Consider the following 26489-nt stretch of genomic DNA (forward strand, 5'->3'; position numbering starts at 1 on the left):
TCACCCGGTTCCGGTTGGCGCTCTTACGATTTGCGCACCTTTCGCGCGTCAGGGCCGTGTGGCGACCACCTCGGACGCGACCTCGAGGAAGTTCAGGTCGGTGACGGCCGGAACCAGGATGAACTCGTCGCACCCGGCCCGCTCCGCGCCGTCGAGAATGCCTGCGAGCGCCTCGGGACTCGACGCCCGCGCCGACGCGGCGACGATGTCGGCCAGGTCGGGTCCGAGGAAGCCGAGGTAGCGAGCGGTGAAAGAACGCAGGGCCTCGGACGCGTCGGTGACGCCCAAGGCGGTGAAGCAGCCGCTGACCTTGCGCGGGGGCGTCGTACGACCGGCCTCGGCCCAGCATCGGTCGGCGCGTTCGCCTACCTTGGCGATCTCCTCGGCGTCGCCGGAGATGCTGAAGCCGGAGATGCCGTCGGCCCACCGCGCCGCCCGGCGCATCGCCTTGGGCCCCATCGCGCCGGCGAGGATGATCGGCCCATCCGGCTGCACGCACGCCGGCCCGATCGGGTCCGCGCCCTCGAACGGGGGCTCGCCGGCCAGCAGTGACTTCAGCTCGGTGACCTTGTCGTCGAGTCGCTGGTGCCGTCGCTCGAATTCGGCGCCGAGAGCGCGGTAGTCGTGCTCGCGAGCGCCGACGCCGACGGCTACCTCGAGACGGCCGTTCGCGAGCTGGTCGAGAGTGCCGATCTGCTGGGCCACCATCGCCATCGGGTGCTGTGGGAGCACCCAGAGGTTCGCCAGGACCTGCACTCGCTCGGTGACCGCGGCGCAGGCGCCCAGCGTCGCGACCATCTCCGGATTCGAGAACGTCACTCGCTCACCCACGGAGACGCTCGAAAACGGGCCCGCGTCGATTCGCCGGGCCCAGTCGAGCGTCGTACCCGGTCCGTAGCCGGGAGCCATCTGCGGAAGTGCGACACCGATCTTCATGGGGCGACCCTTTCAGACCCACCCGGCCCCGGTCACGCGATCCCCGATATCTCACAGCCTCCGCATTCGGTTCGTCCTCGACAGACACCGACAACAGATTCCTGTGCTTCCTGTTCTTCGTCCTGCACGCCGACTGACAACCGCAGCCTCGGGCGCGGCCAGTCCTGGATGTCCGGACGATGCCCCGGATTCTCGACCGGGATCCCCGCGCGCAGGGACTGGCACCCACACCTGCATGCCTCTAAAATAGAGGCATGGTCGAAAGTCTCATCCTGCCGGTGTGGCAATCGAAAGACGCCACGCGACTGCCGGCCTTGCTCGCCGAAGGCGTGACCTTCTCGAGCCCGGTCGCCGACTACCACGGGCGCGCCCGCGCGGCACATCTGCTGGCCACGATCGCGACGGTGCTCGACTCGGTGCAGCAGACGCGGCAGTGGACCGACGGGCAGCAACGGATATTCGCCTTCGCCGCCCGATTCGCCGACCAGGAACTCCAGGGTGTGTTGCGGGAAGAACTCTCCGAGACCGGCAGCTTGACCCACGTGACACTGTTCCTGCGACCGTATCGGGCATTGCGCGCGGCCATCGCGGAAATGGCACGGCGACTGGAAGATTCGCCCCCGCCGCAGGCGGCATGACCGTGGCGGCCGAAACGCCGCGTCCGGGGCGCCCGGTGCGCGGATCGACCACCGGGCGCCCGATCATGGCGCTGTTCGATCTGCTCGGGCGGCGGTGGGTGCTGCGGGTGATCTGGGAACTCGATCAGGCCCCGGGTCCGCTCACCTTCCGCGAACTGCGCACCGCATGTGGCGACCTCTCCTCGAGCGTGCTGACCCGCCGGCTGTCCGAACTCACCGAGGCGCGCCTGGTCGAACACCACGAGGGTTATCGGCTGACCCGCGCCGGGCGCACACTCGTCGAGCGACTCACACCGCTGACGCAATGGGCGACGGAGTGGCGCATGACGATGGACGAGTAGCCACTCCGGGCCAGAGGGCAGCGGTAACGCTCATTCGGATACCGCACCGGGCCGTCGAGGTCGCGCCGGAATCCTCGAACCAGCCTTCACGTATCAAAAATAGATTTATGAGACGGGCGGGCCGTCGTCGGAAGTTGTGAGGTTCCGATAGACGGTCGCACGGGACACGCCCAGGCTCGCGGCGATCTCGTCGACGGTACATTCGCCGGAATCGCGCATTCGCCGAGCGGTTTCGACCATCGCGGGGGTCATCGCACCCGGTCGGCCGCGACCGGTCCGGCGCCGCGAGATGTCGGCGGACCGCCCGGACGCGCGAGCAGTGACACGGGGCGGCGCCCCACCCAGCAGTCGCTGCACCCCATCGAGAATGGCTGCGCGTAAACGCTTTTCACTCTGGTCGGCAAAGAACACCACCGGATCACTGAGCGCCGCGTAGATCTGCGCGGCCCGGACCCGGGCGGTGAAATCCGCGTCGGGGCCGGCGAGCAATGCCTGCGCGGTCAGGGCGATGTCACGCAGCCGCCGGTAGGTGGCAGTATCGGCCGACAGCGCCTGGTCCTGCATATGTATCCGCAGCAATGGCCGATGCTGGAGCCACGTATCGATGAGCCCTTCGGCCACTGCCCACCGTCGCGCGTCCGGATCCCGGATGGATCGGACCGACTCGAGCATGGCCTCGGTATCTGCGAGCAATGGTTCGACCAAGGCGACGACGATGTCGCTCTTGCTCGGAAAGTGATAGAGCACAGCCGTTTTGGTCAGTCCGACCTGCTCGGAGATCTCCCGCACGGAGACGGCGTGGTAGCCGCGCTCGGCGAACATCACCAGCGCGGTGCGCAGGATTCGAGCACGCGAATCGTCGGTCACGATCCCGATCCTATCCCTTGACTGACCGACGGTCAGCACCTTATCGTTGAGACCTGACCAATGGTCAGTATTTTTGCGACAAGGAGGACGCGGTGAAGAACGAGCGGATTCTGATTTCCGGCGCCGGTATCGCCGGACAGGTGTTGGGGTACTGGCTGGCACGGCACGGATTTCGGCCCACCGTGGTGGAACGGGCACCCCGGTTGCGGACCGGCGGCCAAGGGGTCGATATCCGCGATCAGGCGATCGACGTGGCCGAGAAGATGGGGATCATGGCGCGGGTGCGGGATTCCGCGGCCGACGTCGCGGGAATGAGATTCGTCCGCGCCGACGGACGCGACCTCGCTCGGATCGACATGCAAGGAATCAAGGAGAAGTACGGCAGCACCGAGGCGGAGATCATGCGTGGCGATCTCGTCCGGATCCTGCACGACATCACCGCCGACAACGTCGAGTACATCTTCGGCGACTCCATCCGCGGGCTCGAGCAAGACGCCGACGGTGTCACCGTCACCTTCGAGCATGCGCCGACGCGACGCTTCGACCTGGTGATCGGAGCCGACGGCCTGCACTCGGCGGTCCGGCGACTGGCCTTCGGCCCGGAGTCCGACCACGTGCGGCACATGGACCACTACTTCGCCTTCGGTAACACCGACTCGGCGTTGGGACCCGACCGGTGGATGACGGTCTTCAATACGCCGGGACACTTCGCCGGGATCTACCGCTCGGGCAACCACACACAGGCCAAGGCGTATCTCATGTTCCGCAGTCCGCGGCGCGATATCGACCCGCGCGACCAGGAGGCGGCGCGGGCGCTGCTCGCCACCGAGTTCCGTGGCGAAAACGCCTGGCACGTGCCGGAATTGCTGCAGGGCGTACTCGCCGATCCCGACGCCTACATCGACACGCTCGGCCAAGTTCGCATGAATTCCTGGTCGATCGACAGGGTCGCGCTGGTCGGCGACGCCGCCTACTGCGCATCTCCGGCCTCGGGCGCCGGGGCCGAACTGGCGTTGATCGGCGCCTATCGGCTCGCGGGTGAACTCGCAGCCGCCGGCGGCGACCATCGCATCGCCTTTCACCGGTACGAGCGGGCCCACCGGCCGTTGGTCGACCGCAAACAAAAGATCGGCCCCAACCTGCGACTGATGGCCCCCAAAACACGGGTCGGCATCGCCATGCGCAACCTCATCACCCGCCTGCCGCTCCTGGAATCGATGGCCGGAATGGAACGCATCATGGCGCCCAAGTCCGTCGAGCAGCTCCCCGACTACAGGCCGCCGGCAGCGACGATCGCGGAATGAACCGCTTCGGCGCACAGTGCCATCGCGGTTCGCCTCGCGCCCGCTGGTCCCTCGTCGACGCCGGCCGAGTTCAGCCGGAATCAGGAATCTTTGTCCTTGCGAAGTTCGTCCGGTGGTTTGTTCTCGGTGACCTGCTCGTCGACCGAGTCGGCGAAGGCCGTTCCGGCGACCATGCCGTCGGTACCGGGTACGACGACGCTGGCCCGGGCGCCGGGCTCGTAGATCTTGTCCAGCCGGTCGGCTTCCTTCTTGGCCCGCTCGCGGGTTTCCCGATCCGGTTCCGGCGCGGCCGTCTCGGCGGGCTTGGCCTCCGAGGCATCTGATGTGTTCTCTGTCATAGTGGCGTGATTCCCGCCCGTCCCGCTCTTACACGGGCTCTGCGATCATCGAGGTCGGCGTTCGACATCGGTCCGGTGTGGCGGGGCCTGTGGCATCCCCCTGTGAACCTCGCGACCGGGCCGGTCCGCGACATCGACCGGTGAAGTGCCCCGTCGGACTACCCGCAGCCTGTGCCGGCATCGCGGCGCCGAGTGCGCGCCGGCACGACCTCGCGAGCCCTGGGCACCGTGCTGCACCCGCACATGATCCCAGTCCCGTAGGGCGCCGAGCCGGCTCGAAAGGCCGGACCATACTGCGCACGTCCTGCGATGACGCATAACGCGCACACCGTAGCGACTACTCGGGCTTGCGACTGGTGAAGTCGAAGGATCCGCTGTCGATGCCCCAGGAGATGATCCGTTCGGGGATGATGCGGATGACCGCGCGTTCCTGGGGCGGGAACGGAGGCTCCTCGTCGTCGAGCGCAACGGCCGTGCCGCGCACCTCGATGCCGCGAATTTCGTAGGGCTCCAACGACACCTGCTGGTCGACGACGAACGACACGCGGCTGCCCGCCTCGACGTTGCGATACTTTCGGCTGGCGCGCATGCGCATACCCCCGATGTCGATGGTGCCGTCGGCGTTCACCCGATAGCTGGTCGGGTTGTTCTGCACGACGCCGTCGGGGGCCACCGTGGCGAGGCGGCCGATCCCGGCCTCGGCGAGGAACTTCTGCTCGTTGATGGTGAAGGTCATGTCGATTACTCCTCGGTGAACTCGAATCACGGTGCGCCCCCGGCGATCAGCCGGAGTTGTCGGTGGCGCCGAGCGTCAGCGATCCGGCTTCCCTACCGAAATCTATCAGCGCTAGCGACTAGAGCGACGGTAACATCATATTCGATAGATTGTCTAGTGTTGCTAGATTTCAGTCCGTAGAAACGGGTTTACGCTCGAATCAACAAGCTCCACAGGCTGTTCCGCCCGAGCGAATACAACGACCTCGGCAGCACCGATGAATTCTCCGCGGCCCCGCCGTCGACACCACTGGATACCGACAGCACTGGGCCCGTCCCAGCGCGGGAACAAGCACAGGGAGGCAACGATGGGCACTCACGGACCCGAGCGGGGGCAGACGAACCGTTCAGTGATCGGCACGGGTGTGCAGGGGGCGCTGTGAGCAGCACTCGAGTGTTGGTGACGGGGGCGAGCATCGCCGGGCCCGCGCTGGCCCACTGGCTCGTCCGGAGGGGCGCCGAGGTGACCGTGGTGGAGCGGGCGCCCGAGCTGCGACCCGGCGGTCAGGCCGTGGACGCGCGCGGAGTGACCAAAGAGGTCATCCGGCGGATGGGACTCGACGCGGCGGTTCGCGCCGCGCGCACCGAGACCGCCGGCGCGTACACCGTGGACGCGAACGGCACAGTGCTGGAGACCTTTCGGGCGGACGACGACGGCGGCGACGGATACATCTCCGAGATCGAAATTCTGCGAGGGGACCTGTCCCGGGTGCTCTACGACGACACCCGCGACGGTGCCGAATACCTCTTCGGCGATCGGATCGCCGAACTGACCCAGGACGCGGACGGGGTCGACGTCGTCTTCGCGGGCGGCGATCAGCGGCGCTTCGACCTGGTGATCGGGGCGGACGGACTGCACTCGGCGTTGCGCGCCATGGTTTTCGGCCCGCGCGAGCAGTTCATCCGTCACCTCGGGCAGGCACTGGCCTTCTACACCGTGCCCAACGAGTTCGGGCTCGGGCGCTGGCTGATCGATTATCAGGAGTCCGGGCGGTCCGCCGGTCTGCGACCCATCCCCGACGCCACCAAGGCCATGGCCATGTTCTCCTTCACCGCCGCCGACCTCGACGTCGACTACCGCGACGTCGAGGCCCAGAAGCGCCTGCTCCGAGAACGGATGGCGGGCATGGAGTGGTTGACTCCGCGCATCCTCGCGCATCTGGACGACACCCCGGACTTCTATCTCGACCAGGTCGCCCAGGTGGTGATGGACCGATGGTCCAGCGGTCGGGTGGGGTTGCTCGGGGACGCGGCGTTCAGCTCCTCACCGCTGTCCGGGCAGGGCACCGGCCTGGCCCTGGTCGGCGCCTACCTGCTGGCCGGAGAACTGGCGGCCGCCGACTGGGACCCGAAAATCGGATTCGCCCGCTACGAGGAACAGATGCGCCCGTACGTGGAGGCCAACCAGGAAATCGGCCGATTGCACGCCCGCAGCCGTGAGGTCCCCACGCTCGATTCCGAGCCGAGCCCCGATTTCACCGGCGAATGGTTCGCCGACCTGATCGAACGCGCGCTCAACGGCGTCGAGCTGCCCGACTACGCGGGTGTGCCCGACTCCAAGATCACGGCCACACCGCCGACCACCTCAGCTGCCGGACCCCGGTAGGCCCCCGCCGAGTCGAGTGCGCCCTCCCGCCCGCTCCCCCGCATCGGAGGACTGGGCCGGCTCTGCGGCCGGCCCGAAGTGGGCGGAGAGGCGCTCGCACAACGGAATCAGAGCGGACTCCTCGATCCGCGGACCGCTGTCCCACGAGTCGACTACCTCGAAAGCCGATGTGGCACTGGGGCTGCGGCGCTGGAGCATGCCGGCCGGACCGGCGATGACGCGGTGTTCAGAACATCCCGTTCGGGATCTGATCGGGTTCGGGGACGGGCTGGACGACATCCCAGTGTTCGATGATCTGCCCACTCTCGAGCCGCCAGATATCCACGACGGCGACATCGGGCTCATCGCCTCCGGGGGACATGCGGTAATGCAGTACCACGTAGTCGTCCTCGGCGATGACCCGCGCGAGTTCGAGGTGGGCGCCGGCGACCGGGGCGGTGATGACGAACTCGATGAAATCTTCTCGGCCGCTGGGGTTTCCGGGGCTGTGCTCGATGAAGTTCTCGTGCAGCAGGGTGCGGAGCACGTCGACGTTTCCTGCCGCGAACTCGCGGAAGCCGTCGACGACGAGTTGTTTGTCGGTCTTGTGCATACGACGACTGTTGCTCAGGTGCGCGGGGCGCGTCGATTACATGCGGTGTAATGGCGGCGGCACCCGGTGAGCGAGCAGACTCTGAGCATGACGAGCGACCGGCCGATCGGGGAACTGCTGCGCGAATGGCGGCACCGCAGTCGCTCGAGCCAGCTGGATCTGGCCATTCAGGCGGAGGTGTCGCCTCGGCACATCAGTTTCGTCGAAACGGGACGGACGATTCCCAGCAGCGCGATGGTCCTGCATCTGGCCGAGCAGTTGCGGGTGCCGTTGCGGGAACGCAATCGACTGCTGGTCGCCGCCGGGCACGCACCGGTCTTCCGGGAGCAGCCCCTGCACGATCCCGATCTGGCCCGAGCTCGGGAGACCGTCCAGCAGGTGCTGCTGGGGCACGAACCCTATCCGGCGCTCGCGGTGGACCGTCGATGGAATCTGTTGCTGTCCAACAGTGCCGTCGACGTATTCCTGCACGGAGCCGATCCGGCGCTGCTGGGCCCGCCGGTCAACATGATGCGATTTGGGACTGCATCCGGACGGGCTGGCGCCGAGAATCCGCAATCTGGACCAGGTGCGCGGGTACCTGCTGCCCCGGCTCGCCCACCAGGCCGCACGCACGGGAGATCCGCAGCTGCACGCGTTGTACGCGGAACTGGCGGAGTTCGGCCCCGCGCACGAGCCTCAGCCTCCGGACCCCACCGAGATCGCCCTGCACATCCGGCTCGAACATCGCGGGACAGAGCTGTGCTTGATCAACACGGTCACAACCTTCGGCGCGGCGTTCGACATCACGCTGGACGAGATCGCCGTCGAAGCCTATTTCCCCGCCGATCTCGCGACCCGCCGGTTCTTCCAGACGAGCGCAACGACCGACGACCCGCGGTAGCCGAACCCGCCCGAGACTCGGGCCCGCCCGCCGAGGCCGGCTGATACTCTCCGCTTCATGCCTGTGATCGTTGCCACCATCACCCCGAAGCCCGACAAATTCGACGAGGTCGCGGAACTCCTGACCCGTCTCATCCCGGACGTTCACAACGAGGACGGGTGTGAGCTCTACGCCCTGCACCGGGGCAAGGACCGCTTCGTGTTCATCGAGAAGTGGCGCGACATGGCGGCCCTGGGCGCGCACGGCGCCGGGCCGAGCCTCGAGGCGTTGAACGAAGGACTCGAAGGCCTGGTCACCGGCTCGCTGGACGTCCAGGTTCTCGAAGCAGTCCCCGCGGGCGACCCGGACAAGGGCGCCCTCTAACCATTCCCTCGCGCCGCGCGGTGGCCGGACCGCGCGGCGTTTGTCATGCGCTCACCCCTCGCTGCGAGGCCCCGCTATCGCAGCCGCGACGATCGTTTCGAGCTCGGCGCCGATACGGTCGAGCGCTCTGGTGCTGCGCTCGGCGCGGCACATCGCCACACTTCCCTCGACGGCGGCGACGGTCAGCGTGGCGATACGCTCGGCGTCGGCGTCATCGGCTCCTTGGTCGCGCAGCGACGCGCTCAGCAGTTCGGTCCATCGAGCGAAGGCGGCGGCCGCTGCTTCGCGAGGGCCTTCCTCGACGTCGGCGAGCTCTTCGACCGACACTGCCAGTACGGGACATCCGGCCCGGAAATCGTTGTCCACCAGAATCTTTCGCCACGTGGCGAGGAACGCACGTAATCCTTCGACCGGTCCGTTGTCGAGCTCACGGACCAACAGCACGGCGGTCAGGTCACCGGCGAAGGTGACGGCCTCGGTGGCCAGCTGCGTCTTGCCACCGGGAAAGTAGTGGTACGTCGACCCCAGCGGCGCATGGGCGTATTTGGCCAGTTCGCGCACACTGGTGGCGTTGAGGCCGCGCCGCCGGATCATATCGGCCGCGCCGGCCACCAACTTCCGGCGTGCGTCCTGAGATTCCGCCACCCTAGCTCCTTGTCTATAACGCCCGTCATATAGTAGCGTGCGCCGATTATAACGGTCGTTATAAGTCGTTTCCCGAAGCGAAGGAGCACATCGATGCCGATGATCCACCTGACCGTGCCCGCCGGAGCCCTGTCCGGCCCGGCGCGCGACGAGCTGTTGCGATCACTTCCGACGACGCTGCTGAAGTGGGAAGGAGCGCCGGACACCGCGTTCTTCCGAGCGCAGGCGTGGTGCCGCGTCGAGGGCGTGGCCGCCGGCGGATTCGCCGCACTCGAAGACGACCTGCCGCGCTTCCGGGTGGATGTGACCGTTCCCGAAGGCGGCCTGTCGCCACGCCGCAAAGCCGGACTCGTCACCGACGTCACCGAGCAGGTGCTCACCGCGGCCGGTCTCGCCGACGGCGACGCCTGGCGGGTGTGGGTACTGATCCACGAACAACCGGAGGGCACCTGGGGCGCCGGCGGAAGCATCGTGAAATTCAAGGAGCTGGCCGCGCTCGCACAGGGACAGCGCGACAATGCGTGAGCTGCAGTTCATCCGAGCCGGTCGGCTGGAGTGGCGGGAACGGCCCGCACCGGCGCTGCGCGATGCGCGCGACGCGCTGGTGCGCCCGATCGTGGCGGGCCGATGCGACGGCGACACCCTGCCGATTCACCGGCATGTGTCCCGGGCCATGCAGTTCGGCATCCGGGCGGGGCTGATCGATCCGGTCGTGGGCAGTATCTGCGGGCCGGTCCCGTTCCGGGGCCCGTTCGGCATCGGGCACGAATGCGTCGCCGAGGTCGTCGAGGTCGGCGCGGACATCACGACCCTGCGTCGCGGTGACCTGGTCGTGGTCCCGTGGGCGATATCGTGCGGCGAATGCCGTGAATGCCGGCTGGGACTGACCGCGAAATGCTCCACGACGCGCACCTCCACCCTGGCGGCATTCGGATTCGGCCCGGCGAGCGGCCCCTGGGGTGGGATGGTCGCCGACCTGCTACGGATCCCGTTCGCCGACCACATGCTCGTTCCGCTTCCGGCCGGCGTCGACCCGCTGCGAGTCGCGGCCGCCAGTGACAACCTCGCCGACGCCTGGCGATGTGTGATTCCGGGTCTGCGGATCCGGCCCGGCGGAAAGGTCCTGGTGCTCGGTGGCGCGGCACAGAGCATCGGTCTGTACGCGGCCGGGCTGGCGGTCCGGCACGGCGCGGAGGTCGTCGACTATGTCGATCATCGGCGCGAGCGGCTCGACATCGCCGAAAAGCTCGGCGCCAGAGCGCATTCCACGACGGCGAAGGGCAAGATCCGGCGCACCGACATTCCCCGCCGCGATTACGACATCGCCGTGGAAGGCACATCCACGGCCGCGGGCGTCGACGCCGCGCTGCGCTCACTGGCACCGGGCGGCTTCTGCCGGCCCGTCGGCTACTACCTACCGGTCGGCACCAAGGTTCCGCTGATGCACATGTACGCCAACGACGCCACCGTGAGTATCGGAGTCTCCCATGTCCGGCCGATCCTGCCGGATCTCCTGGATTTCGTTGCCCGGCACGACTTCCCCGCCGAAACGGTCACCACGCTCACGGCCGACTGGGACGACGCGCCCGAGGCGTACACCGCGCACACCACCAAACTGGTCCTGCACCGCGCACCGCTCCATGCCGCGGCGGACGGAGCCGCGCACGGTGGTCCGGCAGCGTAACCGGACCTCGGTCCCGGGCCGCTATCGGCAGCGGCCCGGGCCGAACCTCAGACCCGTTCCTTGGAGCGCGTCCGCACGCGCAGCGCGATCGGCTTCTGGGTTTCGGCGAAGAAGTCGTTGCCCTTGTCGTCGACCACGATGAAGGCCGGGAAGTCTTCGACGTCGATCTTCCAGACCGCTTCCATGCCGAGTTCCGGATATTCGAGGACCTCGACGTTCTTGATGCAGTCCAGAGCGAGGCGGGCGGCCGGGCCGCCGATGGAGCCGAGGTAGAAGCCGCCGTGCTCCTTGCACGCCTTGGTCACCTGCGCCGAGCGATTGCCCTTGGCGAGCATGACGAACGAGCCGCCCGCGGCCTGGAACTGGTCGACGTAGGAGTCCATGCGGCCCGCGGTGGTCGGCCCGAACGAGCCCGACGCGTAACCCTCGGGAGTCTTGGCGGGGCCGGCGTAGTAGACGGCCATATCGCGCAGGTACTGCGGCATCGGCTCGCCGGCGTCGAGGCGCTCCTTGATCTTGGCGTGCGCGATGTCGCGGGCCACCACCAGCGGACCGGTGAGCGAGAGCCGGGTCTTCACCGGGTACTTCGACAGCTCGGCGCGGATCTCCGACATCGGCCGGTTGAGGTCGACCTTCACCACGTCGCCGCCGAGGATCTCGTCGGTCTGCTCCGGAAGATATTGCGCCGGTTCGCGTTCCAGCTGCTCGAGGAACACACCCTCGGGGGTGATCTTGGCCAGCGCCTGGCGGTCGGCCGAACACGACACCGCGATCGCGACCGGGCAGCTCGCGCCGTGGCGCGGCAAGCGGATCACCCGCACGTCGTGGCAGAAGTACTTACCGCCGAATTGCGCGCCGATACCGAAGGACTGGGTCAGCTTGAACACCTCCTCCTCCAGCTCCAGATCCCGGAAGCCGTGCGCGGCCATCGAACCCTCGGTCGGCATGGTGTCCAGATAGTGCGCGGAGGCGTATTTGGCTGTCTTCAAAGCGAATTCGGCGCTGGTGCCGCCGATGACCACGGCCAGGTGGTACGGCGGGCAGGCGGCGGTGCCCAGCGAGCGGATCTTCTCGTCGAGGAATTCCAGCATCCGGGTGGGGTTCAGGATGGCCTTGGTTTCCTGGTAGAGGAACGACTTGTTCGCCGAGCCGCCGCCCTTGGCCATGAACAGGAACTTGTAGGCGGGATGCGTGGGATCGCCCGCGGTGGAATACAACTCGACCTGCGCCGGCAGGTTCGAGCCGGTGTTCTTCTCGTCCCACATGGTGATCGGCGCCAGCTGCGAATACCGCAGGTTCAGCTTCGTGTAGGCGTCGAACACGCCGCGCGAGATCCATTCCGCGTCGTCCGCGCCGGTGAGCACGCCCTCGGACTTCTTGCCCATCACGATGGCGGTGCCGGTGTCCTGGCACATCGGCAGGATGCCGCCCGCGGAGATGTTGACGTTCTTGAGCAGGTCCAGCGCGACGAAGCGGTCGTTACCGGAGGATTCCGGATCGTCGATGATCTTGCGCAGCTGGGCCAGGTGCGCCGGGCGCAGGTAGTGGCTGATGTCGTGCATCGCCTCGGCGGTCAGCATCCGCAGCACGTCGGGGTCGACCTGCAGGAAGGTGCGTCCGCCCGCTTCGAATGTGCTGACGCCCTCGGTGGTCAGCAACCGGTAGGGGGTCTCGTCGGCTCCGGTGGGAAGCAGATCCGAATAGCGGAACTCAGGCGCGGTCACGAATCGCACTCCTTGTGTGTCTGCGGGTGCACTCGGCCGGCGGGAGAACCGCTCACGGCCGAAACAACGCTCCGACTCTAATCAGCACACCGCGTCACACCGAGCTCAGGCCAGCCTAATCTTCATTGCCGAGCACAAAGGTTGCACCTTCAATGCGGTGGGTGTAGGTGTCGATCCGATACCGCGATCACGGGTATCGCCGACAGCGGGAAGGCAATACCATGACCGACGCAGAACCCTGGAGAGGAATCGTGACCGAACCCCGTTGGCTCGACGATCTCGAAACGCGTGCGTGGCTCGGCTTCGTCTTCACCCGTGATCTCATCGCCGCCGCCGTCGGCCGCGACTCGCTGCGCGCCTCGAATCTCACCTACGTCGAGTACACGGTGCTGGCCCGGCTGGCCGACGCCACCGACCACCGGCGCAGCTTCGCCGAACTGGCGTCGGTGCTGGAATGGTCGCAGAGCCGGCTCTCCCACCAGATCACCCGCATGGAGAAGCGCGGGCTGGTCGCCCGCGAGGCCATCCCCGACGATGCCCGCCGCACCGCCGCCGTACTCACCCCGAAGGGTGCGGAAGTGCTGGCCACCGCCGCTCCCGCCCATGTCGAGAGCGTGCGGCGGCATATGATCGACGTCCTCGACCGCGACCAGCTGGCCGCACTCGCCGACATCTACGACACGTTGCTCACTCATCATCGCGCGCCGGACCCGGGCGTCGAGGCCTGCATCGACCACAGCGGCGCCCTGCCCCGCGAACCCAGTCCGCAGCCGGGCTGATGGGGTGGCCGAGCACACACCTCCGCGACATGTTTCGATTGTTCGCCAGCGGGTATCGAGTGAGACTAGGCTCGACTGCGGCTTCTCGACGGCAGCCACGCGCGAGCGACCCCGACGAACCGACCTCCCTTAGGAAAGGGGCACGAGTTTTCATGTCCGACGTGTCCATCGGCCTCTCTCCGGATTCGATACCGGCGGGTCCGGTCGAGAATCTCCTGCCGCAACTGGTCGAACATCTGCGCCAGAATCGCACTGAGCTACGTGAGGAATGGGCACGTCGTATCGGGGATGCCGCACTGCTGACCGCGATGACCCCGGAGGAGATCTTCTCCGAGGCCACCTCCATCTACGACAACTACGTCGAGGCACTGCAGACCGGTAGCGTCGAGGCGCTACAGGCTTACGCCCGCGACCTGTCCGAACGCATCATCCCGCGAGGCGTCGAAACCGACGAGGTCGTGGGTATCGTGCTGTTGCTGCGAGATGTGCTCGCGCGCAGCCTGTTCGAGAAGTACCAGTCCGACTTCGAACTGCTCAAGCGGGTGCTCGACGCCTACGAGCCCGCGGCCAACCGGATCGCCAACACCGTGGCCATCTCGTTCGTGCAGGAGCGCGAGCGCGTCATCCGCCAGCAGCAGGAAGCCATCCGCGAGCTGTCGACGCCGGTGCTGCAGGTGCGCGAGCAGCTGCTGATTCTGCCGATCATCGGCGTGCTGGACAGCCAGCGGGCCCGCCAGCTCACCGAACAGCTCCTGCGCGCGATCCGCGCCAACCGCGCCAAGGTGGTCGTCATCGACATCACCGGTGTCCCGATGATCGACTCCACGGTCGCCAACCACTTGGTACAGACCGTTGACGCGTCGAATCTGATGGGTGCCAACGTCATCATCACCGGCCTCTCGTCGGAGATCGCGCTCGCGCTGGTCACCATCGGCCTCGACCTGACGAAGATGAACGCGGTCGGTGACCTACAGGGTGGTATCGAGGAGGCGGAGCGATTGCTCGGCTACGAGATCTCGAGACTCACCGACCGCGACGGACGGTAGTCAAGGCGCCTCATGCCGGTACCCATTCTGAAGCAGGGCACCTACCTGATCGCGTCCGTGCAATCGGCTCTCACCGACGCCGATACCGAACGCCTGCAGGACGACTTGATGACCTACGTCAGCAAGTACCGTGCCCAGGGAATCATCGTCGACGTCACGGCCATCGACGTCATGGACTCCTTCGCCGCGCGCTCCCTGCGTACCATCGCGCACATGACCAAGCTGCGGGGTGCGGAGACGGTGATCGTCGGTCTGCAGCCCGAAGTGGCGTTCGCGATGGTCCAGCTGGGTCTGACCTTCGAAGGCATGCACACGGCTCTGGACCTCGAGGAGGGGCTGGCCTGGCTCAACAGACAGCTGCCCAACGGCCGGCGAAGCGGTCGGTGATCGTGGCCTCCGACAACGTGGTGATAGCGGTGAAGGTGTCGGGCGACATCGTGACCGCGCGACAGGCAGGGCGGGAGCTGGCTACCGAGCTGGGTTTCACGTTGACCGACATCACCATGATTTCCACGGCCATCTCCGAAATCGCCCGCAATATCACGAGTTACGCCGGAACCGGTGAGATCCGGGTCGCGGTGCAGGAGCGCGACGGCCGCCGGGCACTGGTCGTGCAGGCCCAGGACCAGGGGCCGGGTATCCGGGACATCCCCCGGGCGCTGGAGGACGGCTACTCCACCGGCCGCGGACTCGGGCTGGGATTACCCGGCGCGCGACGGCTGATGGACGGATTGATCGTGGAGTCGGCGCCCGGACAGGGAACGCTGGTGGAGATGTGGAAGTGGGTACCCACCGGTGCATGAGGACGGATCCGTCGGCACTGTCGAATGGGCGGTGGCGGGCCGCGCACTGCCGGGACAGCGCGTCTCCGGTGATCGGTCGGTCGTACTCGACGCCGGCGACGGTTCGGTGCTGTTCGCGGTGCTCGACGGGCTGGGGCACGGGGCCGCGGCCGCCGACGCCGCCGACCGGGCCGCGCAGGTCCTCGCCGACAATCGCGCCGAACCGCTCGACGTGCTGATGGTGCTGTGTCATCGCGCGATGGCCGACACCCGGGGTGCGGCGGTCTCGCTGGTGCTGTTCACCGGCGACGACGAACTGCAGTGGCTCGGGGTCGGCAACGTCGAATCCCGGGTGGTCGCCATCGGCCCCGGCAAACCCGCGGTGCGGGCGACAGCGCTGCTGACCGGGGGCATCGTCGGCTATCTGCTGCCGCCGAATCTGCAGACCCAAACCGTGGCGATCCGGCCCGGCGATGTGCTGGTGATGTCGACCGACGGGATCGTCAGCGATTTCGTCGACACCCTGGATCTGGCGCGGCCGACCACCGATATCGCCGACGACATCCTGCGCCATCACGTCAAGGACACCGACGACGCGCTGGTCTTGGCCGCGCGCCACCGCGGTCCGATCGCGGGTGCGTCGTGAGCCGGCCGAGCCGGCCGACGAGCGCACCACGGGTGCGGCCATGAGCGCGGTGCTGGCCGCATTCCGCGAGGCGTATGCGAATGCGCTTCGGCTGCACATGGATTCACCCACCCAGAACACCCTCGCCGAAGGGTACGAACTCGGCCGGCGCGCACTCGTCGAGGGCGTGAGCATTCTGGATCTGACCGAGCACCACTTCCGGTTGCTCGACGAACAAGGTCTGATCGCCGGCCCCGCGGCGCAGCACCTCGACGGTGATGCCGCGCAGCGCGCGCAGGCGGCGCTGGAATTCCTGCTACAAACTCTCGCCGCGCTCGATGTCGCGACCCGCGGATTTCTCGACAGCACCCGCAGCTACGAATTGCAGCGGTTGCGGGCCGAGGATCTCGAGGGCCGCGATGCCTTCCGCACCGCACTGGTGGAGTCGCTGCAGGACGGCTTCTTCGTCGCCGCCGACGACGGAACCATCACCGAGGTCAACTCGTCCTTCGGCGCGCTGACCGGATACGGGCCCGACTCCGCCCCCTATCCGCTGCCGCATCCATGGACCGACGACGATTCCGCGGCGGACCATCCTGCGCTGGGCACCGAGGCCGCGCGCTTCGTGATGCCGGCGCGCCACCGCGACGGGCGGCGGGTGTGGCTGGCGGTCAGCACCAACTCGTTGCGCAATCCGGAAGACGACGAGCGACTCTTCGTGGGCACCATCCGCGATGTGACCGCCGAACACGACGCACAGGCCCGCGACCAGGCGGTCTCGCGGCTGGCCACCGCCGTCGGCGCCGCCACCACGGTCGCCGAAGTGCTGTCGGTGGGTCTCGAGGAACTGCGCCGGGCCATCGGCGCGGAGACCGCCGTGGTGTCGATGTGGGCGAATCGCCAGACCGCGCCGGAGTTGTACGTCTCGGGCCCGGTGGCCGGCGGTGACGCCGTCTCCCGGCAGGTGATCGACGCGCGGCGCGGGCGCTGCTGGACCGGACCCGGATGCGGCCGCATCGCGCCATGTTCGCCATCCCCGAGGGCGCGGCGAGTTCCGAGGGCATCGTGGCGCCGCTGGGCGAAACCGGCGATGCCGCACTGTGGGTGCGCTTCGCCGCGCCGCGGGCGATCAGTTCCGGTGACTGGGCGCTGTTCTCACTGCTCGTCGGCCATCTCAGCCTGGCGGTGCAGCGCGCTCGCAACTTCGATCAGGCCCGCTCGACCTCGCTGACGCTGCAGCGCGCCATGCTGGGGCCGATCGAATTGCCGCCCGGTTTCGCGGTGCACTACGAACCGGCGCTGCCCCCGCTCGAGATCGGCGGCGACTGGTACGACGTGGTGCAGTTGCGCGACGGCACCCTGGGCATCGTGGTCGGCGACTGCGTCGGCCGCGGTCTGTCCGCGGCGGTGGTAATGGGCCAATTGCGCACCGCCGCACAGGCTTTGCTGCTGCGCGGCGCCGGGCCCGCTCAGTTGCTGGCCGAACTGGACGCGGTGGCCGCCCGCATTCCCGGCGGCATGTGCACGACAGTCTGCGCCGCCATCATCGATCCGGTGCGCGGCCTGGTGCGGTACTCGAGCGCCGGGCATATGCCGCCCGTGCTGGCGGCGCCCGGTCACACCGGCCGACTGCTCGAAGGCGGCCGCGCGGTACCGCTGGCCACCTTCGACATCCCGAACCGGCCCGAGGCGACCACCGCGCTCGAACCCGGCTCGACGCTGGTGTTGTTCACCGACGGCCTGGTCGAGCAGCGCGGCATCGATATCGACATCCGGTTCGACCAGATCGCCGACGAATTGTCCGGCGCCGCATCACAACTGCCGCGCGAGGTGGCCGACGCGGTGCTGTCGCGGCTGCGCCCCGACGCGGGCTACGACGACGATATCGCGATGGTGGTCTACCGCCAGCCGCCCCGGCCACTGCACCTGGACATACCCGCCGAACCCGCACGGCTCTCGGGTGCGCGCCGCGCGCTGACGTCGTGGCTGTCCGCAGCCGCCGTCGGTCACGACCTCGCCGCCGATCTGGTCGCCGCCGCCAACGAGGCCTGCACCAACAGCATCGAGCACGCCTATCCCCCGGGCACCTCCGGCCACGTGACAGTCACCGCCGCCCATGTGCGCGGCGCGGTCTGCCTGGAGATCGTCGATTCCGGGGCGTGGCGGCCGCAGCCCGAGGATCCGGGCACCCGCGGACGCGGCCTGTCGATGATGCGCGCTCTCGCCGACGACGTGGAGATCGAGCAGACCGAGTCGGGCACGCGAGTGCGGCTGACCGCGAAATTGCCCCTGGTGACGTTCTCGGCGGCGAGCAGGGTCTGAGCAGGCCGGTCCGCGGGCACCGACCGTGGCCGATCAGCCCATGGACCGCACCGCGTTCCACGTCTCGATACCGAGCAGGCCGAGGGCGAAATCCGCGTACTCGGTGGCGATCTGCTCGGGAGTGGCGGGCCCTTCGAGCCGGAACCATTGCGGCAGTGACGTACACATCGTGGCGATGGCGCGCCCGGCCACACGCGCGTGGGCGGCGGTCAGGTTCGCCTCCGCCAGCGCGGTATCGATGTCCTCGTCGAGGCGATACTGAATCTCGTTGCGGGAGGCGGCGATTCGACGGCGATTGTCCGGTGTGAGGCTGCGCATCTCGCTGGCACCGATGAAGGCCAGCTCGCGGCGATGGGTGTGGAACAGGGCGAGAGCCTCGACCACGCGGATCAGCCGCTCGCGGCCACCGATCGCCTCGCCGCGCGCCGCCCGTGTGCGCCAATGCAATTCGTCCATGGTGAGGTCGAGGGCGCGGACGAGAAGCTCCTGTTTGTCCCGGTAGTGGTGATAGACGCCGGGCACACTCATCCCGGCGCGGTGGGCGATCGACCGCATGGTCGCGCCGTGATATCCGGTCTCGACGAAGGAATCGATCGCGGCGGCCAAGACGGGATCGATGTCCAGCGGCGGGAACTCACGCCAGGCGCGAGGCGCATCCGTTTCGGAAACGCCGGCCGTGCGAACACGCGGGCGTGGCGGCGGCGCGGGAGTTTCGCCGATCAGCCACCCGACGGTGGTGTCGAGCGCCGCGGCCAGCGCGCGCAGCCGGGCGATCGAGACGCCCGTCTTGTCGTTTTCGACGGCGCTGAGCGTGGCCGGACTGACGCCGATCCGTTCCGCTGTCGCGCGCAACGAGAGCCCGGCAGCGGTTCTCGCCTGCCGCACGCGGCTGCCCACACCCTGTCGATCCTGCTCGGCACTATCCATGATGTTCAGGATATCTGAACATAGCGAGCGGGCGCAGAACACCGAATTGACAGGCTTTATCGTGTCATGCGAGTCTGCATGACAGGTGATTGCCGAGCGATCGTTCGGCGACTGAGATCGAGGAGTGGACCGTGGCGATCGAGCTGTCCCTGCCGCCCGAGGTACACGAGCTGGCCGAACGTACCCGCGCCTTCATCCGCGACCGGGTGCTGCCGCTCGAGGATGGGCACGACGGCGACATCACCGCCGCCGGTGGCGACACCTTCCGCGTCGAACTACAGAAAGCCGCCCGCGAGGCGGGTGTGTTCGCGCCGCACGCGCCGATCGAATACGGCGGCCACGGCCTCGGGATGTCGGACCGCGCACCGGTCTTCGAGGAGGCCGGCTATTCGCTGTTCGGCCCGACGGCGCTGAATATCGCCGCCCCCGACGAGGGCAATGTGCACATGCTCGCGCATATCGCGAACCCCGAGCAGAAGCAGCAGTACCTCGCGCCGCTCGCGCACGGCGACGTGCGCTCCGCCTTCGCGATGACCGAACCGGCGCCCGGCGCGGGCTCCGATCCGTCCGCGCTGGCCACCCGCGCGGTCCGCGCCGACGGCGGATGGCGGATCAACGGCCGCAAATGGTTCATCACAGGCGCCGACGGCGCGGGCTTCTTCATCATCATGGCCCGCACCTCGGGAGAGCCGGGCCAACGCGGCGGCGCGACCATGTTCCTGGCGCCGGCCGAGACTCCCGGCATCCGGGTCGGACGCCATCTCGACACACTGGATCGGTCGATGGTCGGCGGGCACTGCGAGGTGTTCTTCGACGATCTGCTGGTTCCCGAGGAGGCCGTCCTCGGCGAGGTCGACCGCGGCTTCGAATACGCTCAGGTCCGCCTCGGCCCGGCCCGCATGACGCATGTGATGCGCTGGCTCGGCGCCGCCCGCCGCGGACACGACGTCGCGGTAACGCACGTGGCCCGGCGCGAGGGCTTCGGCTCGCGACTGGGTGATCTCGGCATGGTACAGAAGATGATCGCCGACAACGAGATCGATATCGCCGCCACCCGCGCACTGCTCACCCGCGCGTGCTGGGAACTCGACCGCGGCGAACCGGCCGCCAACGCCACCTCGATCGCGAAAACCTTTGCGGCCGAGGCCATTTTCCGGATCGTCGACCGCAGTATGCAGATGTGCGGCGGTCTCGGCGTGTCGGGTGATCTCCCGCTGGCGCGGCTCTCGCGTGAGGTGCGTCCCTTCCGCATCTACGACGGACCATCCGAGGTCCACCGGTGGGCGATCGCGAAACGTGCGGTCGGCGCCGCGAAGCGGGCATTGCGAGCAGCCGAATGAGCCTGCCCGGAATGGATGTCGCCGCGCTCGACCGGTTCCTGCGCGAGCAGGGCGTCGACGTGCGCGGTGAGCTGCGTGTGGAGCTGATCAGCGGCGGCCGTTCGAATCTGACCTTCGTCGCCGCCGACGAGGCGTCGCGGTGGGTGGTGCGCCGCCCGCCGGTCGCGGGCCTCACCCCGTCCGCGCACGATATGGCCCGCGAGTTCACGGTGACCCACGCCCTGCGCGAATCGGCTGTGCCCGTGGCGAAGACGGTCGCCTTCGACGCCGACGGCGCCACACTCGGCGCGCCCATGACCGTCGTGGAATTCGTCGACGGCACCGTCATCCGCGATCAGGACGACCTCGCCGCCCTCACCGACACCCAGATCGACGCCGCCGTCGACGAGCTGGTGCGTGTACTGGCCGAGCTGCACGCCGTGGATCCGAACGCGGTCGGACTCGAGAAATTCGGTCGCCCGGACGGATTCGTCACCCGGCAGGTGAATCTGTGGGCCTCGCAGTGGGAACGGGTGAAGACCCGCGAACTTCCCGACGTCGCGGCCCTGCACACCGCGCTGGCCGCGGCGGTGCCCGGCCGGTCGGCGGCCTCGATCGTGCACGGCGACTTCCGCATCGACAACACCATTCTCGATATGCGGGATCCCGGGCGGGTCCGCGCCGTCGTCGACTGGGAGCTGTCCACCCTCGGCGATCCGCTGACCGATGTGGCGTTGATGTGCGTGTACCGGGCGCCGATCTTCGATCTGGTGCTCGGTTCGCCGGCCGCGTGGACCAGCGACCGTATGCCCGGCGCCGACGATCTCGCCCATGCCTATGCCCTCGCGTCGGGCCGCGATCTCGGGGACTGGGGCTTCTATCTCGCCCTGGCCAATTTCAAGCTCGGCGTTATCGGCGAAGGCATCACCCACCGCGCGCTGCGGGGCTCGGACGCCGGCTCCGCCGCCGAACGCGCGGCCGAGGCGACACCGGAATTCATGGCCGCCGGCCTGCGCGCACTGAAAGGAGTCCGGAAGTGACCGGAAATCGGAAGTCCGCCCTGATCAGCGGGGCGTCCCGCGGTATCGGGCTCGGCATCGCGAACAGGCTTGCCGAACAAGGCTATTCGCTCACCGTCACCGCGCGTGACGCCTCGCGCCTCGACGAGGTTGCCGCGCAGCTGCGGGCGGCCGGCGCCACCGACGTCGTCGCCGTGGCCGCCGATATGTCCGACACCGACGGCGTCGAGCGGGTGCTGGCCGAGCATGCGCACCGATTCGGCACCCTGTCGGCGCTGATTCTCAACGCGGGGGTCGGCACCGCCGGTCCGGTCGCCGACACGTCCATGCGGCGTTTCGACAAAACCCTCGCGGTCAATCTGCGTGCGCCGCTGCAACTCATCCAAGGCGCGTTGCCGATGCTGCGCGCCGCCGCCGCGGCCGCGCCCGACCGCGGCGCGAAAGTGATTGCGCTGTCGTCGATCACGGGTGTCTACGCCGAAGCCGGACTCGCCGTCTACGGCGCGGCCAAGGCGGCACTCATCTCCCTGATCGCCACCCTCAACGCCGAGGAATCGGGTAACGGCATCAGCGCTACCACCCTCGCCCCCGGCTATGTCGACACCGATATGAGCGCGTGGATCCACGACCGCATCCCGCCGGAGCGGATGCTCGCCGTCAGCGACATCGTCGAAATGGTCGATGCCCTGCTGCGGTTGTCGTCGCGAGCGGTGGTCCCGAACATCGTTGTGTCCCGCGCGGGAACCGACGCCTACCGCGCATAGCGACCTCGCTGCCGCCGGATTCCGGTCCGGCGGCAGAATCCGCGACTGCGGGTGGAAATCTTCGATATCGGCGCGGTCGTCTACTTTCTACGCAAGGTGATCTGGATCGTTCCGGATTCACCTCGCTCGTTCGCCGAGAATTAGCTGCCGCTACCCCCGCAAATCTCGACATTCCAGCGAGCAACGCGCCGACGATCGCCCTCAGAAGTGAGTACTCACTTCGCCTCGGGGGCGGACATGATGCGGCGATGTGGATGACCTCATCGCCCCTCTCGCGGGAACACGACAGACATCAAGATCATCTGAAAACCACCGACGACGTCGCCGAATCCCCCGCCGCACCCAGCAAACACCACCGGACGAGCGCGCCTGTCAACCCTCGGACACGGGTTTGCCCGCCCCGGAGTTCGGGAAATATCTTCTGAGTTTGCTAGGTATTCGCGGGTCTGTCCGCGAGAGGTACAGCGGCGGAACTAACCGGCACCAGCTCGCCGGTGGTTCCGATTGCGGACGACGCGAGGAGGACCGCCATGAGATTTCTGGCCCTCGGCTTTCTGCGCACGGAGGTGTCCCACCTGCAGCAGGAGTGGGATGCGGCGCAGATACGTTGTCTGGCAAGACGTTTGGGTTACACGCTGTCGGAAACGGTCGCTTTCGGCGATCGCACCGACAATCCGGTGCAGTTCCTGATCGGCGCGGCGATCTCCCACGATGCCGAAGCGGTGATCGTGCCCAGTCTCGAGCACTTTCCCGACGGCATCGTGCCCGCCGAACTCGTCGAGGTCACCGATGTGATCACCGTCAGGCCCGAGCGCACCTACGCGCGCCGGCCCCTCGGGGAGACGCCCGGCGCCGGCGGTGCGAACTGACTCGTCACGACCGCTTGCGCCGCATCAGCCAGACCGCGGCCACCGCGCCCGCCGCCGTCACGCCGATCGCCGGTAGCGGGATCTGCTTGACGACCTGCGCGGCCCGGTCCGCATTGTCCTGAGCGGACCGGGCACCGCGGTGCAGCCGCTCGCGGGTGCGACCGGGCACGTCGAGCTTGTCGCTCAGCGCCTGCACCGTTCGGCCCAGTTCCTCGCGCGTCAGATCCCGGTCGTAACGCAACGCTTCCGGATCGGAAGGGATGTTCATCGCCGAGTCCTCTCCTTGATGACGGCAACATCTTCCCGGACATTCGCGGCGGCATCCTCCGGTATCGGCGGACTCCCCTTGCGGATGCTCGTCCGCCCGAGGAGACCGAGGACGCCGGCGACCACGGCCAGCGCGCCGGCCACGATCAACGCGGCCGCCCATGCGGGCAACACCAGCGCCAGACCCAAGATCGCCGCCGCGACCAGCGCGCCGATGACCGCGAGCCCCAGCACCGCGGCGGCACCGACGAGTCCGGCGCCGGCTCCCAGCCGTTTGGCCTTGCCCTGCGCCTCGACGACGGCGAGTTTCGCCTCCTCACGGACCAGCCGGCTCAGTTGCTCCGAGGTGGTGCCGACCAATTCGGCCACCGACGCCGTCTCCGGCGCTCGGCCGTTCTCGATATGCGCCATGACCAACCACTCCTCCGGGCGCCGATCGAATCGGGCGACCTCGCTCCGCCCGCGAGCGAACCGCCTCTCCGGTTGTGCTCGCGATACCCGGGAAATCCGCGATGACACCTCCGGCGGGGCGCACGGGCGCGGGATTCCGCGTGCGTCGCGCGGTTAACTCCTTGCGCCGGAAAGCAATTGCCCGGCCGGAGAGAGCCTCGGGTACCCAGCAGGTAGATTGACAACCGTGACCAATACTTCCGGAGACGCGTATCCCCTCGCCGACGCGATGACCACCTCGGTCAGCGTGCACGACGATGCGACCGTGCTCACGGTGGCCGGCGAGGTCGACCTGGCGACCGCTCCCGCACTGGAGAGTGCGATCGAGGCGACCCTCGGCGGTAAACCCGCGGCGCTGATCATCGACCTGTTGCAGGTGAGTTTCCTGGCCTCGGCCGGTATGGCCGCGCTGGTGGCCGCTCATCAGCGGGCCGGCTCCGCCACGAGCATCGTCCTGGTCGCCGAGGGACCGGCCACCAGCAGACAGCTCAAACTGACCAATCTCGATCAGGTATTCGCCCTGCACCCCACCCTCGACGCCGCGCTCGCGGCGCTGCACCAGGGCTGATCCGGAGACCGAGTGCCCAGGGACCGAGTGCCCAGGGACCGAGTGCCCAGGGACCGAGTGCACAGGGACTGAGCGGCCAGGGCCGGCAGCCCGGAAGCGGACTGCCGGCCACGCCGGTCAGACCAGCTCGCGCAGCTGTTCGATCAGCTTCACCCGTTCCGGCGCGGTCGCGGCGAGCGGAACCACGTTCAGCACCGTGACCCCGGCCTCCCGGAACGCCGCCACCCGCTCCTTGACGAAGCCCGCCGAACCGATCAGCGAGATGTCGCGCACCAGATCGTCGGGCACGACCTTGGCGGCCTCGTCCTTCTTCCCGGCCAGATACAGCTCCTGGATGCGGTCGGCCTCGGCGCCGTAACCGTACTGAGTGGCCAGCGAGTGGTAGAAGTTCTTACTCTTGGCGCCCATCCCGCCGATGTAGAGGGCCAGATGCGGTTTGACGAACTCCCGCAGCGGCTCCACGTTGTCGCCGATCGCCAGCGCCGGTCCGGCATAGACGTCGAGGTCGCCGAGTTCCGGATCCCGTTTGGCCTTTCCGGCCGCCAGCGCCTCACCCCACACGTCGCCGGCCTTCTCCGGTAGGAAGAAGATCGGCTGCCAGCCCTCGGCCAGTTCGGCGGCCAACTGCACGTTCTTCGGGCCGAGCGCGGCCAGCAGCACCGGGATACGGTCGCGCACCGGGTGGTTGATCAGCTTCAGCGGCTTGCCCAGTCCGGTGCCGCGTTCGGCGGGCAGCGGGATCGTGTAGTACTTGCCCTGGTATTCCAGGCGTTCGCGCCGCCACACCTTGCGGCAGATCTCCACGACCTCGCGGGTGCGGCCGATCGGCGCGTCGTAGGGCACACCGTGGAACCCCTCGATGACCTGCGGTCCGGAGGCGCCCAGACCGAGGACGTAGCGGCCGTCGGAGACGTAGTCCAGACCCGCGGCGGTCATCGCGGTGAGCGTGGGCGTGCGGGTGTAGAGCTGCAGAATGCCCGAGGCCAGCTGCACCCGCTCGGTCTTGGCCGCCAGATATCCCAATCCGCTCACCGCGTCGTAGGAGTAGGCCTCGGGCACGAACACGATGTCCAGGCCGGCCCGTTCCAGATCGGCGACCTCGGCCGCGACCTCTTTGAAGCCCCCCGCATAGTTGATGCCCAACCCGATTCGCATCGTATGCAACTCCGTTCATATGCAACCAGTTGCAGTGAGGTTATCGCACTGCACCACCCGTCACAAACCGCGATCCGCCGCCGCGGCCGGGGTGGCCTCGGGCTCCATCCTGCACACCGCCCGTACGCCGTCCGCGACAGGGCGGTGCGGCCCGGTCGATGATCGGGCGCGCGGCCCGGTACGGTTATCGGCGTACCGCACGCCGATTCCTCGAAACGGGAGGCCCCGCAGCATGTCTCAGGACACCGCGTCGTCGCCGGACACCACGACGTTCGGAGAGTCGACGATCGGCCACTACCTGGACGATCTCGCCGCCAAGATCCCCGCGCCCGGCGGCGGTGCGGTCGCGGCGCTGCACGCCGCCCAGGGAGCCGCCCTGGTGGCGATGGTGGCCCGCTACACCACCCGCGCCAAGGACGCCGACAACCGCCCGGCGATCGATCGGATCATCGCGGCGGCCGACGCCGCCCGTGAGCGCGCGCTGGCCCTGGCCGACGCCGACGCCACCGCCTTCACCGCGGTCGGCGCCGCCTACAAGCTGCCCAAGGACACCGACGAGCAGGTCGCGGCCCGCAAGGAGGCGATCGCCTCGGCACTGCTGCAGGCCGCGCGGGTGCCCGCCGCGGTGGTCACCGAAGCCGACGAGGTGCTCTCCCTGGCCGCGGATCTGCTGCCGATCGGCAATCCGAACGTGGTCACCGACATCGGCGCCGCCGCCGACGCCGCGCGGGCCGCGGCCGCCAGTTCACAGTTGAATATCGCCATCAACGTCGGCTCGCTCGGCGACCACGAGACCGAGGAGTTCGCGCCCGCGCTGCAGCGCATCGAGGAGATCTTCGCTCGTGCGGATGCACTGCACACGGACGTTCTCGCTGCCGTCGTCGGCTGATCGCATTACCACA

At 68.1% G+C, this 26489-nt stretch carries 30 protein-coding genes and 3 pseudogenes; 22 read left to right on the plus strand and 11 right to left on the minus strand.

Annotation, left to right across the window (positions count from 1 at the left end):
• Positions 1–48: 48 nt before the first annotated feature.
• Positions 49–936 (minus strand): LLM class flavin-dependent oxidoreductase, encoded by an 888-nt coding sequence (locus ACPCUW_RS15285; RefSeq protein WP_423425499.1) that lies wholly within the window; start codon positions 934–936, stop codon positions 49–51.
• Between the two features lie 254 nt (positions 937–1190).
• Between ACPCUW_RS15285 and ACPCUW_RS15290 the strand changes: the two genes are divergently transcribed.
• Positions 1191–1574: a hypothetical protein gene (locus ACPCUW_RS15290; protein ID WP_423425500.1), complete on the plus strand. Its 384-nt coding sequence runs from the start codon at positions 1191–1193 to the stop codon at positions 1572–1574.
• Entirely contained in the window at positions 1571–1915 is a 345-nt protein-coding gene (locus ACPCUW_RS15295; protein WP_181065307.1) for a winged helix-turn-helix transcriptional regulator, read from the plus strand. The genes ACPCUW_RS15290 and ACPCUW_RS15295 overlap by 4 nt, the downstream gene beginning before the upstream one ends.
• A gap of 105 nt (positions 1916–2020) precedes the next feature.
• On the opposite strand, the gene ACPCUW_RS15300 is transcribed toward ACPCUW_RS15295, so the two are convergent.
• Entirely contained in the window at positions 2021–2782 is a 762-nt protein-coding gene (locus ACPCUW_RS15300; RefSeq protein WP_423425501.1) for a TetR family transcriptional regulator, read from the minus strand.
• Positions 2783–2874: 92 nt separating this feature from the next.
• Here ACPCUW_RS15300 and ACPCUW_RS15305 point away from each other — a divergent pair, with 92 nt between their 5' ends.
• Positions 2875–4086, plus strand: a complete 1212-nt coding sequence (locus tag ACPCUW_RS15305) for an FAD-dependent monooxygenase (protein WP_423425502.1) — start codon at positions 2875–2877, stop codon at positions 4084–4086.
• 80 nt (positions 4087–4166) lie between these two features.
• Here the strand turns inward: ACPCUW_RS15305 and ACPCUW_RS15310 are convergent, their stop codons facing one another.
• A complete protein-coding gene (locus ACPCUW_RS15310) occupies positions 4167–4424 on the minus strand; it encodes a hypothetical protein (RefSeq protein ID WP_104367867.1) in 258 nt (85 codons plus the stop codon).
• A gap of 337 nt (positions 4425–4761) precedes the next feature.
• Positions 4762–5160: a PPOX class F420-dependent oxidoreductase gene (locus ACPCUW_RS15315; protein WP_423425504.1), complete on the minus strand. Its 399-nt coding sequence runs from the start codon at positions 5158–5160 to the stop codon at positions 4762–4764.
• A 417-nt stretch (positions 5161–5577) separates the two neighbouring features.
• Between ACPCUW_RS15315 and ACPCUW_RS15320 the strand changes: the two genes are divergently transcribed.
• Positions 5578–6804: an FAD-dependent monooxygenase gene (locus tag ACPCUW_RS15320; protein WP_423425505.1), complete on the plus strand. Its 1227-nt coding sequence runs from the start codon at positions 5578–5580 to the stop codon at positions 6802–6804.
• A gap of 226 nt (positions 6805–7030) precedes the next feature.
• Here ACPCUW_RS15320 and ACPCUW_RS15325 read toward each other — a convergent pair whose 3' ends face one another.
• Positions 7031–7396, minus strand: coding sequence for a nuclear transport factor 2 family protein (locus ACPCUW_RS15325; protein ID WP_423425506.1), 366 nt, complete (start codon positions 7394–7396; stop codon positions 7031–7033).
• An 87-nt stretch (positions 7397–7483) separates the two neighbouring features.
• Here ACPCUW_RS15325 and ACPCUW_RS15330 point away from each other — a divergent pair.
• From ACPCUW_RS15330 to ACPCUW_RS15340, 3 genes and pseudogenes are all read left to right on the plus strand, one after another.
• Positions 7484–7858: pseudogene (locus tag ACPCUW_RS15330) on the plus strand (helix-turn-helix domain-containing protein); the annotation flags it as partial.
• 55 nt (positions 7859–7913) lie between these two features.
• Positions 7914–8279 (plus strand): hypothetical protein, encoded by a 366-nt coding sequence (locus tag ACPCUW_RS15335; protein WP_423425508.1) that lies wholly within the window; start codon positions 7914–7916, stop codon positions 8277–8279.
• A gap of 57 nt (positions 8280–8336) precedes the next feature.
• Complete coding sequence (locus ACPCUW_RS15340; RefSeq protein ID WP_423425509.1) at positions 8337–8642, plus strand: putative quinol monooxygenase; 306 nt, start codon at positions 8337–8339, stop codon at positions 8640–8642.
• Between the two features lie 51 nt (positions 8643–8693).
• On the opposite strand, the gene ACPCUW_RS15345 is transcribed toward ACPCUW_RS15340, so the two are convergent.
• Positions 8694–9287: a TetR/AcrR family transcriptional regulator gene (locus ACPCUW_RS15345; protein ID WP_423425511.1), complete on the minus strand. Its 594-nt coding sequence runs from the start codon at positions 9285–9287 to the stop codon at positions 8694–8696.
• A 93-nt stretch (positions 9288–9380) separates the two neighbouring features.
• On the opposite strand from ACPCUW_RS15345, the gene ACPCUW_RS15350 reads away from it, so the two are divergent.
• Positions 9381–9812, plus strand: a complete 432-nt coding sequence (locus ACPCUW_RS15350; RefSeq protein ID WP_423425512.1) for a tautomerase family protein — start codon at positions 9381–9383, stop codon at positions 9810–9812.
• Entirely contained in the window at positions 9805–10971 is a 1167-nt protein-coding gene (locus tag ACPCUW_RS15355; protein ID WP_423425514.1) for a zinc-dependent alcohol dehydrogenase, read from the plus strand. The genes ACPCUW_RS15350 and ACPCUW_RS15355 overlap by 8 nt, the downstream gene beginning before the upstream one ends.
• Positions 10972–11018: 47 nt before the next feature.
• Here the strand turns inward: ACPCUW_RS15355 and ACPCUW_RS15360 are convergent, their stop codons facing one another.
• Positions 11019–12695, minus strand: a complete 1677-nt coding sequence (locus ACPCUW_RS15360; protein ID WP_051042627.1) for a fumarate hydratase — start codon at positions 12693–12695, stop codon at positions 11019–11021.
• A 251-nt stretch (positions 12696–12946) separates the two neighbouring features.
• Between ACPCUW_RS15360 and ACPCUW_RS15365 the strand changes: the two genes are divergently transcribed.
• From ACPCUW_RS15365 to ACPCUW_RS15390, 6 genes and pseudogenes are all read left to right on the plus strand, one after another.
• On the plus strand, positions 12947–13474 hold the full coding sequence (locus ACPCUW_RS15365; RefSeq protein ID WP_063015808.1) for a MarR family winged helix-turn-helix transcriptional regulator: 528 nt from the start codon (positions 12947–12949) through the stop codon (positions 13472–13474).
• A gap of 152 nt (positions 13475–13626) precedes the next feature.
• Complete coding sequence (locus tag ACPCUW_RS15370; RefSeq protein ID WP_030518330.1) at positions 13627–14520, plus strand: STAS domain-containing protein; 894 nt, start codon at positions 13627–13629, stop codon at positions 14518–14520.
• A 12-nt stretch (positions 14521–14532) separates the two neighbouring features.
• Positions 14533–14907: an STAS domain-containing protein gene (locus tag ACPCUW_RS15375; RefSeq protein ID WP_030518329.1), complete on the plus strand. Its 375-nt coding sequence runs from the start codon at positions 14533–14535 to the stop codon at positions 14905–14907.
• Positions 14907–15323, plus strand: a complete 417-nt coding sequence (locus ACPCUW_RS15380) for an ATP-binding protein (protein ID WP_369801617.1) — start codon at positions 14907–14909, stop codon at positions 15321–15323. Before ACPCUW_RS15375 ends, ACPCUW_RS15380 begins: the two co-directional genes overlap by 1 nt.
• On the plus strand, positions 15316–15948 hold the full coding sequence (locus ACPCUW_RS15385) for a SpoIIE family protein phosphatase (RefSeq protein WP_030518327.1): 633 nt from the start codon (positions 15316–15318) through the stop codon (positions 15946–15948). Before ACPCUW_RS15380 ends, ACPCUW_RS15385 begins: the two co-directional genes overlap by 8 nt.
• Before the next feature lie 40 nt (positions 15949–15988).
• Positions 15989–18249: pseudogene (locus ACPCUW_RS15390) on the plus strand (SpoIIE family protein phosphatase).
• Positions 18250–18282: 33 nt separating this feature from the next.
• Here ACPCUW_RS15390 and ACPCUW_RS15395 read toward each other — a convergent pair.
• Positions 18283–19176 (minus strand): TetR family transcriptional regulator, encoded by an 894-nt coding sequence (locus ACPCUW_RS15395; protein WP_423425516.1) that lies wholly within the window; start codon positions 19174–19176, stop codon positions 18283–18285.
• A gap of 131 nt (positions 19177–19307) precedes the next feature.
• Between ACPCUW_RS15395 and ACPCUW_RS15400 the strand changes: the two genes are divergently transcribed.
• The 5 genes and pseudogenes from ACPCUW_RS15400 to ACPCUW_RS15420 all read left to right on the plus strand — a co-directional run bounded on the left by ACPCUW_RS15400 (position 19308) and on the right by ACPCUW_RS15420 (position 23147).
• Complete coding sequence (locus tag ACPCUW_RS15400; RefSeq protein WP_423425518.1) at positions 19308–20516, plus strand: acyl-CoA dehydrogenase family protein; 1209 nt, start codon at positions 19308–19310, stop codon at positions 20514–20516.
• Positions 20513–21535 (plus strand): phosphotransferase family protein, encoded by a 1023-nt coding sequence (locus ACPCUW_RS15405; RefSeq protein ID WP_423425519.1) that lies wholly within the window; start codon positions 20513–20515, stop codon positions 21533–21535. The genes ACPCUW_RS15400 and ACPCUW_RS15405 overlap by 4 nt, the downstream gene beginning before the upstream one ends.
• Positions 21532–22278, plus strand: a complete 747-nt coding sequence (locus tag ACPCUW_RS15410) for an SDR family NAD(P)-dependent oxidoreductase (protein ID WP_423425520.1) — start codon at positions 21532–21534, stop codon at positions 22276–22278. Before ACPCUW_RS15405 ends, ACPCUW_RS15410 begins: the two co-directional genes overlap by 4 nt.
• 33 nt (positions 22279–22311) lie before the next feature.
• Positions 22312–22395, plus strand: a pseudogene (locus tag ACPCUW_RS15415) (SAM-dependent methyltransferase); the annotation flags it as partial.
• 413 nt (positions 22396–22808) lie between these two features.
• Positions 22809–23147, plus strand: a complete 339-nt coding sequence (locus ACPCUW_RS15420) for a hypothetical protein (RefSeq protein WP_423425521.1) — start codon at positions 22809–22811, stop codon at positions 23145–23147.
• A gap of 4 nt (positions 23148–23151) precedes the next feature.
• Here the strand turns inward: ACPCUW_RS15420 and ACPCUW_RS15425 are convergent, their stop codons facing one another.
• Together ACPCUW_RS15425 and ACPCUW_RS15430 are read right to left on the minus strand one after the other, a co-directional pair.
• Entirely contained in the window at positions 23152–23415 is a 264-nt protein-coding gene (locus ACPCUW_RS15425; protein ID WP_423425523.1) for a DUF3618 domain-containing protein, read from the minus strand.
• A complete protein-coding gene (locus tag ACPCUW_RS15430; RefSeq protein WP_423425525.1) occupies positions 23412–23825 on the minus strand; it encodes a phage holin family protein in 414 nt (137 codons plus the stop codon). Before ACPCUW_RS15430 ends, ACPCUW_RS15425 begins: the two co-directional genes overlap by 4 nt.
• A gap of 268 nt (positions 23826–24093) precedes the next feature.
• Here ACPCUW_RS15430 and ACPCUW_RS15435 point away from each other — a divergent pair, with 268 nt between their 5' ends.
• Positions 24094–24432, plus strand: a complete 339-nt coding sequence (locus tag ACPCUW_RS15435) for an STAS domain-containing protein (RefSeq protein ID WP_030517651.1) — start codon at positions 24094–24096, stop codon at positions 24430–24432.
• Positions 24433–24549: 117 nt separating this feature from the next.
• On the opposite strand, the gene ACPCUW_RS15440 is transcribed toward ACPCUW_RS15435, so the two are convergent.
• Positions 24550–25587 carry an LLM class F420-dependent oxidoreductase gene (locus ACPCUW_RS15440; RefSeq protein ID WP_063015814.1) on the minus strand — a complete coding sequence of 346 codons (1038 nt, stop codon included), beginning with the start codon at positions 25585–25587 and terminating at the stop codon, positions 24550–24552.
• Positions 25588–25819: 232 nt separating this feature from the next.
• Between ACPCUW_RS15440 and ACPCUW_RS15445 the strand changes: the two genes are divergently transcribed.
• Positions 25820–26476, plus strand: coding sequence for a cyclodeaminase/cyclohydrolase family protein (locus ACPCUW_RS15445; protein WP_423425526.1), 657 nt, complete (start codon positions 25820–25822; stop codon positions 26474–26476).
• Positions 26477–26489: the final 13 nt, after the last annotated feature.

Source organism: Nocardia sp. AB354 (assembly GCF_049538315.1).
GTDB lineage: Bacteria > Actinomycetota > Actinomycetes > Mycobacteriales > Mycobacteriaceae > Nocardia > Nocardia nova.

Excerpts from the sequence above, each read along its gene's own strand:
- ACPCUW_RS15405 (WP_423425519.1), top strand. The coding sequence starts at position 20,513 with ATGAGCCTGCCCGGAATGGATGTCGCCGCGCTCGACCGGTTCCTGCGC.
- ACPCUW_RS15295 (WP_181065307.1), top strand. The coding sequence starts at position 1,571 with ATGACCGTGGCGGCCGAAACGCCGCGTCCGGGGCGCCCGGTGCGCGGA.
- ACPCUW_RS15285 (WP_423425499.1), bottom strand. The coding sequence starts at position 936 with ATGAAGATCGGTGTCGCACTTCCGCAGATGGCTCCCGGCTACGGACCG.
- ACPCUW_RS15290 (WP_423425500.1), top strand. The coding sequence starts at position 1,191 with ATGGTCGAAAGTCTCATCCTGCCGGTGTGGCAATCGAAAGACGCCACG.
- ACPCUW_RS15375 (WP_030518329.1), top strand. The coding sequence starts at position 14,533 with ATGCCGGTACCCATTCTGAAGCAGGGCACCTACCTGATCGCGTCCGTG.
- ACPCUW_RS15325 (WP_423425506.1), bottom strand. The coding sequence starts at position 7,396 with ATGCACAAGACCGACAAACAACTCGTCGTCGACGGCTTCCGCGAGTTC.
- ACPCUW_RS15445 (WP_423425526.1), top strand. The coding sequence starts at position 25,820 with ATGTCTCAGGACACCGCGTCGTCGCCGGACACCACGACGTTCGGAGAG.
- ACPCUW_RS15310 (WP_104367867.1), bottom strand. The coding sequence starts at position 4,424 with ATGACAGAGAACACATCAGATGCCTCGGAGGCCAAGCCCGCCGAGACG.
- ACPCUW_RS15340 (WP_423425509.1), top strand. The coding sequence starts at position 8,337 with ATGCCTGTGATCGTTGCCACCATCACCCCGAAGCCCGACAAATTCGAC.
- ACPCUW_RS15440 (WP_063015814.1), bottom strand. The coding sequence starts at position 25,587 with ATGCGAATCGGGTTGGGCATCAACTATGCGGGGGGCTTCAAAGAGGTC.
- ACPCUW_RS15425 (WP_423425523.1), bottom strand. The coding sequence starts at position 23,415 with ATGAACATCCCTTCCGATCCGGAAGCGTTGCGTTACGACCGGGATCTG.
- ACPCUW_RS15315 (WP_423425504.1), bottom strand. The coding sequence starts at position 5,160 with ATGACCTTCACCATCAACGAGCAGAAGTTCCTCGCCGAGGCCGGGATC.
- ACPCUW_RS15430 (WP_423425525.1), bottom strand. The coding sequence starts at position 23,825 with ATGGCGCATATCGAGAACGGCCGAGCGCCGGAGACGGCGTCGGTGGCC.
- ACPCUW_RS15350 (WP_423425512.1), top strand. The coding sequence starts at position 9,381 with ATGCCGATGATCCACCTGACCGTGCCCGCCGGAGCCCTGTCCGGCCCG.
- ACPCUW_RS15420 (WP_423425521.1), top strand. The coding sequence starts at position 22,809 with ATGAGATTTCTGGCCCTCGGCTTTCTGCGCACGGAGGTGTCCCACCTG.
- ACPCUW_RS15355 (WP_423425514.1), top strand. The coding sequence starts at position 9,805 with ATGCGTGAGCTGCAGTTCATCCGAGCCGGTCGGCTGGAGTGGCGGGAA.
- ACPCUW_RS15395 (WP_423425516.1), bottom strand. The coding sequence starts at position 19,176 with ATGGATAGTGCCGAGCAGGATCGACAGGGTGTGGGCAGCCGCGTGCGG.
- ACPCUW_RS15435 (WP_030517651.1), top strand. The coding sequence starts at position 24,094 with ATGACCACCTCGGTCAGCGTGCACGACGATGCGACCGTGCTCACGGTG.
- ACPCUW_RS15370 (WP_030518330.1), top strand. The coding sequence starts at position 13,627 with ATGTCCGACGTGTCCATCGGCCTCTCTCCGGATTCGATACCGGCGGGT.